This window comes from Streptomyces sp. NPDC033270 (assembly GCF_055576575.1).
The window spans coordinates 24,883-38,790 of the sequence record NZ_JBVIRA010000036.1; the positions used below are offsets into that span (position 1 = coordinate 24,883).

The window sequence follows — 13,908 nt, forward strand, 5'->3', positions numbered from 1 at the left end:
AACCACGACACCCGCGCGCAAGAGATGCTATAGACGCCGGCGGTCATCGAGGCCGAGGAGTTGGCCGACCGCATCACCGTCGTCCGGCGGGACGGCACAGTTCTCTACGACAACGAGCTCATCGACGGGGCATGCCGGCGGCAGCCCGCGGCCAACCGGGCGGTGGCCTACGGCAGGGGGCAGCCGTGGACCGCCCAGGAGACGGCTGCCACTTGGCGCACACTGACCAGCGTCTGCACCGCGAAGTCGAGGTGAGGACCGGCGCCCGGCTGTACCAGCGGGATGCCGAGCGCGCCGCCGCGTCGGCCGATGAGCAAAGGGCCCTCACCGACGAGGCGCTGTACACCGCGCAACGGCAGCCCTCGCCCGCCTGGGGCGCCACCCCCTCCCGAACGCCACCTCCCCGTACTGGCCCTGCTGCAGGCAAGCTCCGCCGATCATCCGCCGATCCAGCTCCCTGACCCGCTCGCCAGAGCCAGCGCCACCGCGCTCGCCCGCCAAGCGGGTATTGCCGGCACGCGACCCTCGATCAGTGGTACCTCCCGTACTCGTCGATACCGAGATCGGGGCCCAGGCAGGCGCCTCCCCCCCAGCCCCGCCGGGCCTGAGGCACCCCCACGTTCAACCCGCAAGGGGTGGCGGCCCACCTCGAGAACGGCGAGTTCGCCGCCCACCATGCTCAAGCTCGTCAGCGGCACAGGTCTTGATAAGCCAGCCCCGGTACGTACCGTAGCCACTGCGTCCGGTCCAGGCCGCTGGCGGCCACCTGGCAGGCCAGGCGCTTGGGGTCGTGGGCGGCGGCGGGCAGCCGGTCCAGGGCCCACAGGCGCAGCATGCCGTCGCCGCCGCCCGTCAGCAGCGTACGGCCATCGGGGGTGAACTCCACGTCCTCGACGCTCTCGTCGAGCGGCGGCAACTCGGCCGCGACATGAGGCCGTTGCAGATCACCGATGTCCCACAGCACGGCCGTACCCTTGTCGTCCGCCTTGGCCAGCAGGTCGCCGTCGGGGTGAAAGGCCACACGCCCTCCACGGTCGGGCGCATCGGGAAGCTCAATGGCGGGATCGGACAGGGACGTACCGTTGACCTGGTAGACGCTTGCGCCGACGGCCAGTAGCTTGCGTTTCGCGCTGAACGCCGTGTCCTGCTGGAGCACCGCCACCGAGTCCCACTTGAGGTGACGGGGCCTGTTCGGGTCGCTCATGTCGAACAGGCCGCTGCCCGCGCCCGGAAGCGCGAGCAGCCTGCCGTCCGGACTGAACGATGCCACGCCCGCGTTGGTGAAGCTCTTGAGGGTGTACGAGCGGGTCTCCGCGGGCCGTCCACCCTGGAGGTTCCACAGCGTCGCCCAGCCGTCGGTGTCCCCAGTGAACCGGGGTTGGTTTCCGGACGTGACCAGGAGTGGGGCACGGGGGCTGAAGGCCAGCGAGGCCACCGGGCCCCGCGTGCGCAGGGTGGCGGTCTTGCGGGGGTGGCGCCGGTTCGACACCTCCCACAGGATGACCCGGCTTGCGTCGTCGCCACCGGCCAGGTAGCGGCCGTCCTCCGAGAACGCCACGTCCGTCGGATTCCCGGAGAAGCCGCGCACGACGGAGAGTTGACGGGGCTTGTCGTGATCGGTGATATCCCACAACACCACGGCACGCATGCCCGCAGTCGCCGCCGTCCGCCCGTCCGGGGAGATCGCCACGGCTGCCACGGCCACCGGGTCCGCGGCCGCCTGGGCGCGTTGCCACGGACCGGGCTCGGAGTCCGTGCGCCAGCTGGCGACCGCATCGCTAGTGTCGACTTCTCGGATGTGTCGTCCGTCAGGCGTGAAGGCGACGTCCTCGCCCCGGCGCAGCTCGGCGTCGAGCAGCTTTCCCCAGGAATGCGGCTTGTCGGGGCGTGCCAGGTCCCAGCGCACCGCGCTGCCCCGCCCGTCGAGCGTGATCGCTGCCTTGCCGTCGGGCCGAAAGGCGGCGGCGGTCACGTCGTCCCGGTGGCCGCGGAGCCTGCTGAGCAGTTGCGGTGCGCGGGAGGGGCGGATGCGCCAGATGTAGGCGGTCCTGGCGTGGCTGCTGATCAGGGTGCGACTGTCGGGGCTGAAGGCAAGGGCCCCTCCCCAGGGGGCATCGCGCCCCAGGCGGCGTGGACGGGCCGGGTCGGAGGTGTCCCACGCGGTCATCCCGCTGCCGTGCTCAATGGTGATCTTCCCCGTGTCCGCCTCGTCGAAAGTGATCTTGCCGGTGGCGCTCACGACGGTCTTGCCGTCGGGGCTCATCTGGACCTTCTTGGCGTCGTAGACACCGGTCACCGAGGCGAGACGGCGTGGCCGGTCCGGGGCTGCCACATCCCACAGGTCCATCCGGCCGCTGCTGCCCTTGCCGTCGTGCACGGTTGCCAGCGTCCGGTCGCCGTCGCCGAAGCCGCCGCCGTCCAGGCCCGTCGCGCCGGGCAGGCCCGGTAACGGCCGCGGCTTGCCCGGCGTGGTGATGTCCCACAGGGCGTGGCCCTTGGTGGCCGCCACGAAGAGGGTGCGTCCGTCTCGGCTGAAGGCGATGTCTTCGACGTCCCCTCGCGGCGGTGTGAGGCGTTGCAGCAGTCGGCGCCGCCCGGGCTGTGAGACGTCCCAGAGCTTGAGCGTGCCCTCGCCCCCGGTGGCCAGGACGCCGGCGTCGTCCGAGAGCTGCCTGACGAACTGGCCGACGTCGTCCGGTCCGTGCGATGCGCCCGCGTACGGCGTGCGCTGCAGTACGTTGACCAGGGCGGCGCGGGTTTCCGTACTGGGGCGCACGCCGTACGCGGTCAGGCCGAGGCGGACGGCGGTGCGCGGGTCGTCCGTCAGGCGGTTCTCCGATTCGGCGAGCAACGCGCGCACCGTAGCCACCCGCCGTTGCCCGTCCGCCTCCTTGCGCTGCCGCTCGGCCTCGTCACCACGCACCTGCGCCATGACCCCGAAGACGAGCGAGGCGACGAGGAAGAAGACCAGGCCCCAGGTCAACCCGCGCCGCACACCCACCGTTCTGGCATGCTGGCGTGCCTCCTCGCTGTCGAGTTCGTCCTTGCTCACTCCGCGCAGGGCCGCCGCCAGGGTGCCGACGTCCTGGCGGAACCGGGCGTGGTCCAGGGACAGTTCGGTCTCGCTGCGAGCCCAGCTCAGGTCGACCCACAGGGGTTCGGCCGCAAACCATCCGAACATCTCGGGTGGTAGGGCGGTGGTACGTGTCCGGTCGAAGTCCCGCGCGGTGTGGTCCCAGTGGATCGAGCCGCGAGTGAGCACGATGAGCAAGGTGCCGGCCTCGCGGTGCTGTTTCCAGTGGGCGATCTCCCGGCCCACCCAAGGGGAGCGAGCGGCCTGCGGCGAGGCGAGCAGGACGAGATGGCGGCTCGTGCTCAGCTTGGCCTCGATGGTGGCCCACAGGTCCGGACCGGCTTCCAAGGACGCCTGGTCGCGGAAGACCCGCAGGGCACGCGGCCGGTTCCAGGGCTTGGCCAGCCGACTCAGTGCTCTGTGCACCGCCGGGGCCACCTTGGCGTCGGCCCCGTGACTGTAGGAGAGGAAGGCGTCGTAGACGTATCGGGTCGCGGTGTCGGTCGACGGCATTGTGCTACCTCACATGGGGAAGCGCGCCACAGGGTCTGCTCACGCGAGACCACGCCCTCCGCGTTCGCCACGAAGGTCGCCCATTCCGCCTCGGTGACCGACCGTTGGGCGCGGAAGACGAACGTCGCCAACTCGCGCCGGGGGACGGCGTACGCGGTGGCGAGGGTCTTGTGGGCGTCATCTCGGCAGTGACCTGCTTCGGGGCGCCGCCGTCGGGGAGCAGCCAGGTGGCCTCGACATCGGACTCGAACTCCGTAAACCGGGTCAGCAGCAACTCGGCGGCGGTTTCGGTCGAACGGGGCGGGCGCGTTTCCTCGCTGCCCACCGGGCTGCCGCCGACCATGCAGCGCCGGGAGAGCGTCTTCGCCGACTCGGCGACCGCGCACCCCTTACGCCAGACACGGTCAGGGCGTTCCTTAAGCAGGTACACCTCGGTGGCCAAGGCCGTACCGAACGCCACCACCGACGCGGCGGCGACGTCCACGCCGTTGACCTGCCAGCTGCACACGCCCAGCACGGCCGCGGCGATCAGCGCACCCAGCTGGCACTTGGTCGCCAGCAGATAACGCCGCTGGCCTGTCGGGGAGTTGAAGTGGGCCATCCTGAAGAGTGCCGGAAAGTCCTCGTATCCAGGCATTGTCCCCCTGTTCGACGGTCCCACCCGATCGGGCACCGAAGCCAAATGATCGCAGACGGTGATCCGGGTGTCCCGCGAAGGCTCCTGGGACCAGAGTGACTTCGGTCATGGCCGGGCAAGGGGCAAATCCGCTCCGGTGGAAACGCCTGGTCGTACAGCAGTGCTCGAAGGAGAGGCCGCCGCTCGCCCCTCTCACAGACACGGCCTACGATCCTGCCTCCCGCTCGAAGGTTCGCCGCTCCAGGGGCTCCGGCCCCCTCCGCCCGCGAATCGGTCAGCCCGGCAGCGACCGTGGAAGAGGCAGTCGCCGTTCGTGGAGACGCCCGAAGAACCCACGGCCCATGAGGCCGGATCCCGCATGGCGGCGGCAGCGCTTCCCAGCTCTGATCCGGCACCGCTCTCGGCCACCCCCTGACAGCGAAGTCAGTCGCCGCAGGTCAGAGGACCGCCGTCGACTAACTCCCCTGCCCAAGGACAGCCCTGAACAACTGCTGTCGAAACTGGGTGCTGGCACAGATCTTTGGGGAGCGGTCGTGGAGAGTGATGGTGCCGTTCGATGGCAGGGGAGGTCGCGAGCCCTGGGCCCGTCAGCGTTCCCGCATTCTGGTCCACCACCAGCCGAAGATCGCCAACTCGATGTGGTTGGGCTCCGGCAAAGTACGGCGCTCGAATTCCTCGTCGATGCGCGTGATCAGTCGGCCCAAGTCCCGTTTGGCTCCGGGAGGAAGGTGCAGCATCGCCCGCTCCAGGTCGTCACGGGCATCTTCCACCTCTATCCCGGGCGAATAGGCCTCGGAGGCGTTCAGATAGCGTCCAGGCTGCTGAAAAACCCACTCGAAACGAGAGAGCGCATCAGCGACCGCGTTGGGCCACATCTCCTGGTCTTCGACCCGGCGGATCGCTGCACGAGTCCGCGCGGAGACACCATGGACCCTCAGGACCGGATACTGCCATCGTGGCCGCCACCGCTCTGCGCGGACGGCCTTGGGACGCCTACGCGGCATCGCCCTTTCGGATCAACATGAGGCCATCCTGCCACGGCTGGGCACCTCATGGCCGCCTGTCCACACGCCCGCCGCAGCAAATGGTCCGACTGCTCGGTTCGGACGCAGATCTTGAGGTCGTCTCGGAGTGTTACTGGAGCAGGATCATCTTGCGGAGTGGCTCGAATCGAATCCGACTCGGCCGTAGAGTTGCCGCTTGATCTCCTTGATGCGGTTGACGGCTCCCTCGATGCTGCCGGAGCTCCGGTCGAGAGTGAGCCCGGCGGTTACGGCGTCGAGGTCTCGGATCGGGTGGAGTGCGAAGCCTGTGAGGCCGGGTAGCTGGCTGGCGTCGATGGCGTCGATCCAGGTGCGGAGTGTGGAGCCGAGGCGGTGGGTGAGTATCTCGCCGAATCGCGGACGTGTCCGGCGGCCTTGTCCCGTTCGGGGCAGCGGGCCAGGACCCCCTTCAGGCCGGCCCGGTCTTCGTCAGCGGTCAGGGTCCTGGGGGTGACGGGTGAGCCAGTCGGTCACCTGCCGCACCGTCGGCGTCCGCGGCGGGGCGGCGGACGGGGCCCTCGCAAAGTGGCGATGCGCGCGGACCATGCCATGGGTGACAGGAGCATGCTCGGCCACCAGCTCGCTGTGCAGTCGGGTGACACTCGCGCATCCCTCGTCGAATCGCCGCTCCAAGTAGGGCCTGTAAGGCTTGTAGGGGTCCAGGGCTCCTGCGCCTGATCGAGCCGGCCGCGGGCGGCGAGGCATGCGTGGGGGTCTCGCCGAATGGCTGGGCTTCCGGCAGCCGACAGCCATCTGACGTTCATGGCTGAGGCGGGGACCCTGGAGCGTGAGCAGCGGGGGACTTCAGCCTCGTACTCGGTGAGCCGGGCGGGGCTACGGAGGGTGCGGAGGGTGCGGAGGGTGCGGGAGATTCTTCACTGAGGGCAGGCTCTTGGCTGAAGGGAGTACCTTCACCGAGGGGCAGGCCGGCTCCCTTCGGCTTCCTCCCGGCGCAGGCCAGGGCCGCGAGCAGAGTCACGCCGCCCGCGAGCGCGAAGCACACCCCGAGTGGCAGCCGTGCCGCCAGCAGACCGGCCGCCGCCGTACCGCCCGACATCCCTGCGTTCACCGCCGTGTTGACCCAGGCGCCCGCCTGGGTGCGGCGCCCCGGCGGTGCCACCTCGTCGGCCAGCAGATACGCCGTGGTGAGCGCCGGAGCCACAAAGAATCCCGCACACGCCACCGCCACGATCAGCGCCCCCACGCCCGGCGCGAGTCCTGCGGCGGCCAGGGCGAGACCGAGGCCGGCGGCCAGCAGCGGCAGTCGTACCCGGGCACCGGTGCGCCAGCTGACGGCACCGTTCAGGAGCCCGCCGACCGTGCTGCCCGCCGAGAGGGCCGCGAGCACCCAGGCGACCACGTCGTCCCCGTGATGCCGCACCGCCGCGAAGGCGAGGACCAGCAGATCCATCCCGCCCAGGGACAGCCCGACCCCGGCCGCCACCACGACCGGCGTCAGCAGCGGCCGCGCCCCCTGTAGCCGCGTCTTCGAGCGTGCCGCCGCCTTGGCAACGGCAGTCGGCTGTATGTCCCGCACGGCTGGCGACATGACGAATGCGCAGGTCCCGACCCCCACGAGCAGCGCGCTCACTACAACCCCGGCCGCCGGGGGCGCGATCTGCACCAGCGCGCCGACCAGCAGCGGGCCGGAGACGAACAGCATCTCCTCCACGACGCCGTCCAGGCTGTACGCGCGCTGCAACAGTGGCTGGTCATCGGTGAGTTCACGCCAGATGGCCCGCATCGAGGGGCCGAGCGGAGGCGTCGCGGCGCCCGCGGCGGCGGCGATGGCGCCCAGGAGAGAGGCGGGGGCGCCGGGCCGCCAGGAGGCCGCCGCGAGGGCGCCCAGGAAGCCCGCGTAGAGCAGGGCCATCGGCAGGAGCGCGGGGCGTGGCGCGTGGCGGTCGACAAGGGCCGCCCGTACCGGGGACAGCAAGACACTGGTGGCGCCGAACAGCGCCATGATCGTGCCGGCGACGGCATACGAGCCGGTGGCCCGGGTCACCGTCAGCATCACGGAGAGAGCGACCATCCCGTACGAGAACCGCCCGAGCAGGGCGGCACCGAAGGTGCGTCGGGCGTACGGAAGACGCAGTACGGCGGCATACGAGGGCCGCCCTTGAGCAGGCGCAGACATGGGAAAGTTCCTCGGTCGAGGCGGAAGGAGGGACGCCGAAGTGTCGCGAGCGCGGTGTGCAGGTCGCGGGCCTGGGCGTGCCTATGCCAAGAGGAGGAACATGAGGCTCAACGTAGCAGCGGGCACCAGGGAAGTCAGTAGTCCCGAAGGATCCCGCCCCGGGACTGGTGGGCTCGCATGTTGAGGTGTCACGTATTCCTCAGCAGTGCAGCCTGGGTGTCACTCTCAGTGGTTGCCGGGCGTATCGGCCCACATACGCTGTCTTCCTGACCAGGCGGGTGACGGTCTCGTCATGGCGGCCGAAGGCCTGGTAGTGGGAGTCGGGCCTGGAGCGTCGACGCTGATCGCCGAAGCAACCTCGGCAAAGAGGCTCCGATAGGTGCCGCTGTCGGGCACATTGGCGAGATGGCGGATACAGCGACGCTTTTCAGCGTCATCAGCGGATTAGGTGGCGCATTGATCGGGGGTGTGGCAGGCGTCTGGGGCCCGGGGCGTATCGACAAACGGCGTCGCCGGCACGAGCTGGAGCTTGAGCGGCAACGCAGACGGGATGAGGAACGAGAGCGAGCGCGGGTCTCGGCCGCAGAAGAGAGCGAGAAGGTCCTGACGGCCATCGCCGATGCCGTGGTTTGCATCCAAGCCTGGCACCGTCTCATGGTCTGGACATTGCAAGATCTCCGAGCTGCTGGCCGAGACGTTGACGTTGCCCGGTTCGACGAAACCGCAGAGAAGGCACTGCAGGCAGTCGTCACAGCGGTCTCTCTGTTCAGCAACACCAGGCTGTTAAGCGATTCTCAGAGCGCCGCCGACGATGCACGAAAGCCCGTGACCGTACTCATGCACGAACTGACAGGGCAACTCAGAGTGCAGATTGTCGCGCCAAGCACTGGCTTCGACGACTCCGCTCTCCGAGCCCGGACAACGCAACTCCGCGACGACTTGATGAGAACTCTCGTGGCTGAACGTGAAAGACGGAACGGCCGAGTGTCGATCACGGTAAGCACTGGGATCATTGCTGGATCCATCGGCCGCCAACGGTGACGTCGGTAGGAACATCGGTACAGCGAACGCCAAGCCGGTGATCACGGTCAGGCCGGGGCTCCGAGCTGGGCAGCAGTTCGGAGGCCAACGCCTCGGCCATCGCTGTGCTCGTGCCGCCGGCCCTGCCCTTCCACCGTCGCCTGCAGGTGCGGGTCGGCATGGCCCTCAAAAACGAAGCGAACTACTGACGAAGGCAAACGCGGGTGAACTCAGCATGGACGAGTACAGGGTGAGTCCGCCGTCGATTTTCGCCCTGCGCTACGAGAGCCTGGGCGGGGCGGGGTCTGCTTCGTAGGGCCGCAAGGCCACGCTCTGCAGATCACCTAACTGCCCATCAGTGATCGGCCCACGGGGAACCGAACCTCGCGCATGCCGCATTCCGGTTAGGGCGTACGCAGGGCACGGACGCACTGCTGGAGGCGGTCGGTAGCAACGCCGTCACGAGCAGAGTGTCAGCGGTGCGCGGCCCGCCCCCGGTGGCCGACAGCACGTCGACGGATATCTCGGTGAAACCGGCTTCGTCGAGGACTTGGCCCATACGTGCTCCTGAAGCACCCAGCGGCCCATCGTGGTCTCGTTGCCGTCGGGTGCCCTGGCCGGGATGTCGGCGGCCACGACATCGGGCTGCGTGGGTGCGCCGTTCAGGTAGTGGGCGAGGGTGGAGAACACCTGCCGTCCGCCGGGCGCAGCGCGGCGGACGCGACTGGTAGCAGCTCGCGGGGGTCGGTGAAGTCCAGTGCGCCGAAGTTGCTGTAGAGCGCGTCGTAGGTGCCGGCCGCGGCGTGCAGGTGATCCACCACATCGGACTGCACGATTCGCAGGCGCGGTGCGAGGTGGCCGAAGAGGTCGGTGGCGATGGCGCACTGAGCGGCCGAGGCATCCACCGCGATGACGTGGGCGGGCTCGTAGGTGTGGCCAGGTGGGCGCCGTGCCGGGCCGCCCCGGCGCCGAGGTGGCCGATGACCTTCCCGGTCAGGTCGCCGAGGACTTCCGCTCCGGGGCCGCCGTCCTGGCTCCAGCTCCAGCTCCAGTGGAAGGTCTCGGGGACGGTGCGGTCGCGCTCAGCGGGGGGTGCGTCCGTAGTGGTGCCAGAGGTCTGCGGTGGTGGTCACCCGCCCCATCCTGGCGGCCGTGGCCGGGCGCCGCGCCGGTTCCCTGCGATCTCACACGAGCGTGCCCCGGTGGCCCGGCCGACCCCCCAGCCCCACACCCTCACCTCCCTCGACACCACCGGCCCTACCGGCAACACCACCTCCACCTACGGCTACGACTCCACCGGCAACACCACCACTCGCACCCTCCACAGCGACAAACAAACCCTCACCTGGGACGCCGAAGGCCACCTGGCCAAGGTCACCGAACCCATCGGCGACAAGGGCGCCAAAGCCACCAGCTACATCTACGACGCCGACGGCAACCGCCTGATCACCCGCACCGACAACCGGACCACCCTCACCCTCGGCGACCACACCGAAGTCACCCTCGACAAGGGTGCCGACAAGCCCAAAGCCACCCGCTACATCCCCCTCGGCAGCGGCAACCAGGCCGTACTCGCCGACGACGGCACCTACACCATCACCCTCGCCGACCACCACGGCACCGGCCAACTCGCCATCAACGCCGCCGACCACACCCTCACCCAACGCCGCCACCTCCCCTTCGGAGGCCCTCGCGGCACCAAGCCCACCACCTGGCCCGGCTTCAAGGGCTACGTCGGCGGCACCGACGACACCACCGACACCGGCCTGACCCACCTCGGCGCCCGCGAATACGACCCCGACACCGGACGCTTCCTCTCCGTCGACCCGATCATGGACCCGGCCGACCCCCAGCAGATCAACGGCTACACCTACAGCAACAACAACCCGCTCACCTTCAGCGACCCCACCGGCCAGCTCTTCGCCGACCCCGACGGCTCCGGACGCGGCACCGGCGTCGTCCACAACCGCCACGGCGGCATGCGCCTATCCGGCTCCAAGAACTTCATCCCCGGCCCCGGCGCCTGCATCCAGCCCTACTGCCATCGGCCCTACAACAGCTTCGGATATTCTCGGTCCTCCAGCGTGGGGGCCAGAGCAAGTGCGGCCTACAGATCAGGCTTGCCCCTGAAAATTTTCAACCCCGAAGACCCAAGCCCCGTACAAATAGTTGCTCTTTGGTTCATGGGAGCCGCCCTCCCAGAAGTGGAACTTCTGGGAGGGCGATCAGTTCACCGATGACATACGGCACATGCCGTGGATATCGAAGATCAAGAATATTCTTTCCCTGTGCCATAGCTGCTCGATCAACGAAGTCATTGCTGGACTCGACTACAAAAAAGTTCGGCGAGAGCGAATTTGGCATACCCATGAATGAGATGCCAGTGGTGGATGGTTCAGCCTTCGCAATGAGAGCACTCGGAGACAAGAGCGCAGGCCCCGCGCCGCACAAGCGATCCTGGGGTCATACAACGTTCTCTGCAAAGTTTGAAGGATACAATTACCAGAGCAGGTCTGCCACGGTGAGCTTCACTCTGAAGAATCGAATGGGGGTCGAATCTCTCACCGGGAAGATCGCCGAAGAAGGGTACGACGGGGGGAATCTGAAAGATCCGACAATGACCGGCGCGTCTGCACAGATAAGGAAAATATTCCCGAACGGTCAAAATAACAGCGATATCTCTGTCTACTGGCAGGAAGAGATCCCCATGAGGTTTCCCGTTAGATGAATCCCGACGATGAGCAGCAGATTTCCACAGCAACGGTTCGCCCCCCTCGCCCCAAAGGGTGGGGCCGCCGCCGACGGACGGACCAAACAAAGCCTAACAATACAGAGAAAGTCGCGCCCATTCTTGCCAATCAACGAAGATCGGCATGGATCCTTCTCGCGATCACTTCTGCGCTCATGCCATCTCTCACCTCCTACACGGTCGACGCCAGATACCAGCCGGTACCAAAATCTGTCTCGATCGAGGCCAGCGATATAGCGGGAAAATGGAAAGGGTCCAGCGGTGCATGGATTCATTTTTCCACTGGCGGCCATCTAAAGGCTGGCAGATTGCAGCCCCAGGAGACGCAGTCCGATACGCCGGAAACAGCTTCGGGAAACGGCAAGTGGGAAATTATTGAGGCTCGAAATTACAAAGGTGGAATGACAACTGCGCGGTCGGGGCAGTTGCTCAAGATATCGATATCTCAAACCACCTCGGCAAGCCCCGCAGCTGGATCAGCACTAGATTTCAGCGGTGTCCAGGATGCGCTCTCGTCTCCCGACGCCCACTCCACACAAGAGCTCACCTGGATTGTGAGTCCGGCAACCGATACAAAGGGACCCTACTTGTACTATCTCGTCGGCGATCCCGACGTGCGAGAAAGACTCATTCTTCGGAAGTCAGATCATTCGTAGCAAGTATTCCGCCGCGCATCGCGGAGGGCCTCGCGAAACGGGGGTTGGAGCCGTGGTTTCGCTCTCCCAAGGCCGTGCGCAATCGCGGCGCGTGCATGCACAGCGTGCATGCACGCTTTTAGAGTGTCGTTCAGAGTTTGCGCAGGTCGGGACTTTTGGCTGACTTCGAGGCCTCGGGCGCTTCACGTACACGGCGTGTACGGCGCCTGGTGGGCTTTGACTGCAGATTTGGAGGGTGCGGCCGTCGGCGACCTGACATGGCAGGTTGTGCTGATGAGTGGGTGGGCGAGGTCACCTCCGCACGTGTGGGGAACACACGGGCGCCTTCGGGTTGAGGATTGCAATATGCCGAGCATCGGGAGCCTGTTTGCTGCTGGTGGCTCCTTGAGCTGCTCAGTCTTGAAGTCAAGCAGTCCCCGACCCGCGGCTCACTTCCACCCTCCGCACCTGGGCCGCACCGGAGCTTGTCGCCGCGCACCACGCACACCAGCGACTCCTACGAAACCCCGGCGCGGCCAACACCCATCTGACCGCAACGGGCAACGCCTCCCCCGCTCTGCTGACCCGCGACCTGGTGATCTATCCGGAAACCGTCACCTTGGCCCGTGCACTCGGCACCCTCCCGCACCGGCCACACCACGACGCCGGCACCGCCCTCAATTCATCGCCCACCAACTCGGCATCACCCGCCTGACCCCCAGCGCGAATGACCCCCTCCGCGTCTTCCTCACCCACACACGCCACTGACCAGCCAGACCAAACTCCGAAGCCCGAAGAGAGCGCAGCCGCCTATAGACGCACCACCACATCGATGGGAAACCCAAGATCATTCCCACACAACTACCAGACCACAGGCCAAGCGCCCGAACAGCCAAACCGAACACGGCCCCAGACCACGCCCATCGCGCCCGAACGCAGCCACTACCCCAGCTCCCAACTCCCAGCCAAAAGACGGGACACCACACCAAAGCCACCCAGACCCCTGAAGATCACTGCTCCGTCATAGAGGGCGACGACCTGGACAAGTGGCGGTGGCGGCAACAGGAGCCGGGCACCTGGGCACAGCTGTCGACCGAACAGCAGGAGCGGCTGTCCGCACTGGGCGTACAAGCCCCCGAAGCCCCGTCTCCTACCCCGGCGGCGGCCGGCGCGACGAAAGGTTCAGGCAAGGCACAACAGGCGTTCCAACGCGGCCTGGCCGCCCTGGCCCAGTACAAGGACCGCGAGGGGCATGTGAAAGTCCCCCGCACCCACGCAGAGCGGCTGGACGACGGTTCCGAGGTCAAGCTTGGTGTGTGGACCACCAATACCAAGTCCAGGCGCGGCAAGCTCACCACCGACCAGCGCCGGCAGCTGGCCGACCTCGGACTGGAATGGGCGGGATAGCCGCAGTGCGGGCCTGTCTCGGCTTCTGGGCAGGCCCGCAGGCGGTTGGCCCAAGATGATCACCGACCCTCGCCTCCGCGCAGCCATCGTCGACCGTCTGACCTTCAACGGCACGATCATCGAAACCGGCACTGACTCCTACCGCCTCGCCAGCACCAGGGCCCAAGCCGAAGAACCGGTCAAGGCAGGCCGAGCTCAGGGCGACCAGACATACGGTGTCGTCGTGGTGACCTGCGGACCTCGCTCGATGCAGGCGCGGCGTCGAGCTCTCTCCCATTCCTCGTCGGTTCGCCCGCCGAGCGACCGTCTCTGCCACTGCGCTCTCCATCGCTTCCTCGGCCGCCTTGTTGTCTGGTGCAGCCGAAGGCTGCGCCGCTGTATGGGGGTGACCAGCGAGGCGAAAAGTGTGTCTTCAGAGCGTGCGTCGAGGTGGTGAAGTCCTACCTGTCGTTCTCGACGGGCGGCGGTTCGGCTCGTTCGCTCTTCCTCTCCAGCGCTCGTAGGTGTCACAAGGTCTCGTTGGAACCTGGACATGAGATTTCAGCCCTTGTGGCTGTGTGAGGCGTACGGGGAGAGGGGGGGGGGGGGGGGGGGGGGGGGGGATGGGGGGGGGGGGGGGGGAGGGGGGGTGTTTTTTTTTTTTTGGTGGGGAGGAGAACAAAGAACACACCACAGGGAGGAAGGAGGCAGCCCC

10 protein-coding genes and 3 pseudogenes are annotated in these 13,908 nt (G+C 67.4%); 7 read left to right on the forward strand and 6 right to left on the reverse strand.

Going from position 1 to position 13,908, the window contains the following annotated elements:
* Positions 1 to 60: 60 nt before the first annotated feature.
* On the forward strand, positions 61 to 255 hold the full coding sequence (locus ACZ5XZ_RS35150) for a hypothetical protein (RefSeq protein ID WP_468985789.1): 195 nt from the start codon (positions 61 to 63) through the stop codon (positions 253 to 255).
* Positions 256 to 688: 433 nt separating this feature from the next.
* Here ACZ5XZ_RS35150 and ACZ5XZ_RS35155 read toward each other — a convergent pair whose 3' ends face one another.
* From ACZ5XZ_RS35155 to ACZ5XZ_RS35175, 5 genes and pseudogenes are all read right to left on the reverse strand, one after another.
* Positions 689 to 3,586, reverse strand: a complete 2,898-nt coding sequence (locus ACZ5XZ_RS35155; protein ID WP_468985791.1) for a TIR domain-containing protein — start codon at positions 3,584 to 3,586, stop codon at positions 689 to 691.
* Positions 3,484 to 3,813 (reverse strand): hypothetical protein, encoded by a 330-nt coding sequence (locus tag ACZ5XZ_RS35160; protein WP_468985859.1) that lies wholly within the window; start codon positions 3,811 to 3,813, stop codon positions 3,484 to 3,486. Before ACZ5XZ_RS35160 ends, ACZ5XZ_RS35155 begins: the two co-directional genes overlap by 103 nt.
* Positions 3,807 to 4,223, reverse strand: a pseudogene (locus ACZ5XZ_RS35165) (DUF4231 domain-containing protein); the annotation flags it as partial. The pseudogene ACZ5XZ_RS35165 and the gene ACZ5XZ_RS35160, both read right to left, overlap by 7 nt.
* Positions 4,224 to 4,810: 587 nt before the next feature.
* Entirely contained in the window at positions 4,811 to 5,098 is a 288-nt protein-coding gene (locus tag ACZ5XZ_RS35170) for a hypothetical protein (RefSeq protein ID WP_468985792.1), read from the reverse strand.
* 928 nt (positions 5,099 to 6,026) lie between these two features.
* Positions 6,027 to 7,403 (reverse strand): MFS transporter, encoded by a 1,377-nt coding sequence (locus tag ACZ5XZ_RS35175; protein ID WP_468985795.1) that lies wholly within the window; start codon positions 7,401 to 7,403, stop codon positions 6,027 to 6,029.
* 405 nt (positions 7,404 to 7,808) lie between these two features.
* Between ACZ5XZ_RS35175 and ACZ5XZ_RS35180 the strand changes: the two genes are divergently transcribed.
* On the forward strand, positions 7,809 to 8,444 hold the full coding sequence (locus tag ACZ5XZ_RS35180; protein ID WP_468985797.1) for a hypothetical protein: 636 nt from the start codon (positions 7,809 to 7,811) through the stop codon (positions 8,442 to 8,444).
* A 641-nt stretch (positions 8,445 to 9,085) separates the two neighbouring features.
* Here ACZ5XZ_RS35180 and ACZ5XZ_RS35185 read toward each other — a convergent pair.
* Positions 9,086 to 9,328 (reverse strand): class I SAM-dependent methyltransferase, encoded by a 243-nt coding sequence (locus ACZ5XZ_RS35185; protein WP_468985799.1) that lies wholly within the window; start codon positions 9,326 to 9,328, stop codon positions 9,086 to 9,088.
* 312 nt (positions 9,329 to 9,640) lie between these two features.
* On the opposite strand from ACZ5XZ_RS35185, the pseudogene ACZ5XZ_RS35190 reads away from it, so the two are divergent.
* The 5 genes and pseudogenes from ACZ5XZ_RS35190 to ACZ5XZ_RS35210 all read left to right on the forward strand — a co-directional run.
* Positions 9,641 to 10,378 (forward strand): annotated as a pseudogene (locus ACZ5XZ_RS35190) (RHS repeat-associated core domain-containing protein); the annotation flags it as partial.
* A gap of 281 nt (positions 10,379 to 10,659) precedes the next feature.
* Positions 10,660 to 11,151: a hypothetical protein gene (locus tag ACZ5XZ_RS35195; protein ID WP_468985802.1), complete on the forward strand. Its 492-nt coding sequence runs from the start codon at positions 10,660 to 10,662 to the stop codon at positions 11,149 to 11,151.
* Positions 11,148 to 11,828 carry a hypothetical protein gene (locus tag ACZ5XZ_RS35200; protein ID WP_468985803.1) on the forward strand — a complete coding sequence of 227 codons (681 nt, stop codon included), beginning with the start codon at positions 11,148 to 11,150 and terminating at the stop codon, positions 11,826 to 11,828. The genes ACZ5XZ_RS35195 and ACZ5XZ_RS35200 overlap by 4 nt, the downstream gene beginning before the upstream one ends.
* Before the next feature lie 1,098 nt (positions 11,829 to 12,926).
* Positions 12,927 to 13,214 (forward strand): helicase associated domain-containing protein, encoded by a 288-nt coding sequence (locus ACZ5XZ_RS35205; RefSeq protein WP_468985862.1) that lies wholly within the window; start codon positions 12,927 to 12,929, stop codon positions 13,212 to 13,214.
* Between the two features lie 40 nt (positions 13,215 to 13,254).
* Positions 13,255 to 13,389: pseudogene (locus ACZ5XZ_RS35210) on the forward strand (ATP-binding protein); the annotation flags it as partial.
* Positions 13,390 to 13,908 lie beyond the last annotated feature (519 nt).

Excerpts from the sequence above, each read along its gene's own strand:
- ACZ5XZ_RS35195 (WP_468985802.1), top strand. The coding sequence starts at position 10,660 with ATGACATACGGCACATGCCGTGGATATCGAAGATCAAGAATATTCTTT.
- ACZ5XZ_RS35170 (WP_468985792.1), bottom strand. The coding sequence starts at position 5,098 with ATGTGGCCCAACGCGGTCGCTGATGCGCTCTCTCGTTTCGAGTGGGTT.
- ACZ5XZ_RS35175 (WP_468985795.1), bottom strand. The coding sequence starts at position 7,403 with ATGTCTGCGCCTGCTCAAGGGCGGCCCTCGTATGCCGCCGTACTGCGT.
- ACZ5XZ_RS35180 (WP_468985797.1), top strand. The coding sequence starts at position 7,809 with ATGGCGGATACAGCGACGCTTTTCAGCGTCATCAGCGGATTAGGTGGC.
- ACZ5XZ_RS35200 (WP_468985803.1), top strand. The coding sequence starts at position 11,148 with ATGAATCCCGACGATGAGCAGCAGATTTCCACAGCAACGGTTCGCCCC.
- ACZ5XZ_RS35155 (WP_468985791.1), bottom strand. The coding sequence starts at position 3,586 with ATGCCGTCGACCGACACCGCGACCCGATACGTCTACGACGCCTTCCTC.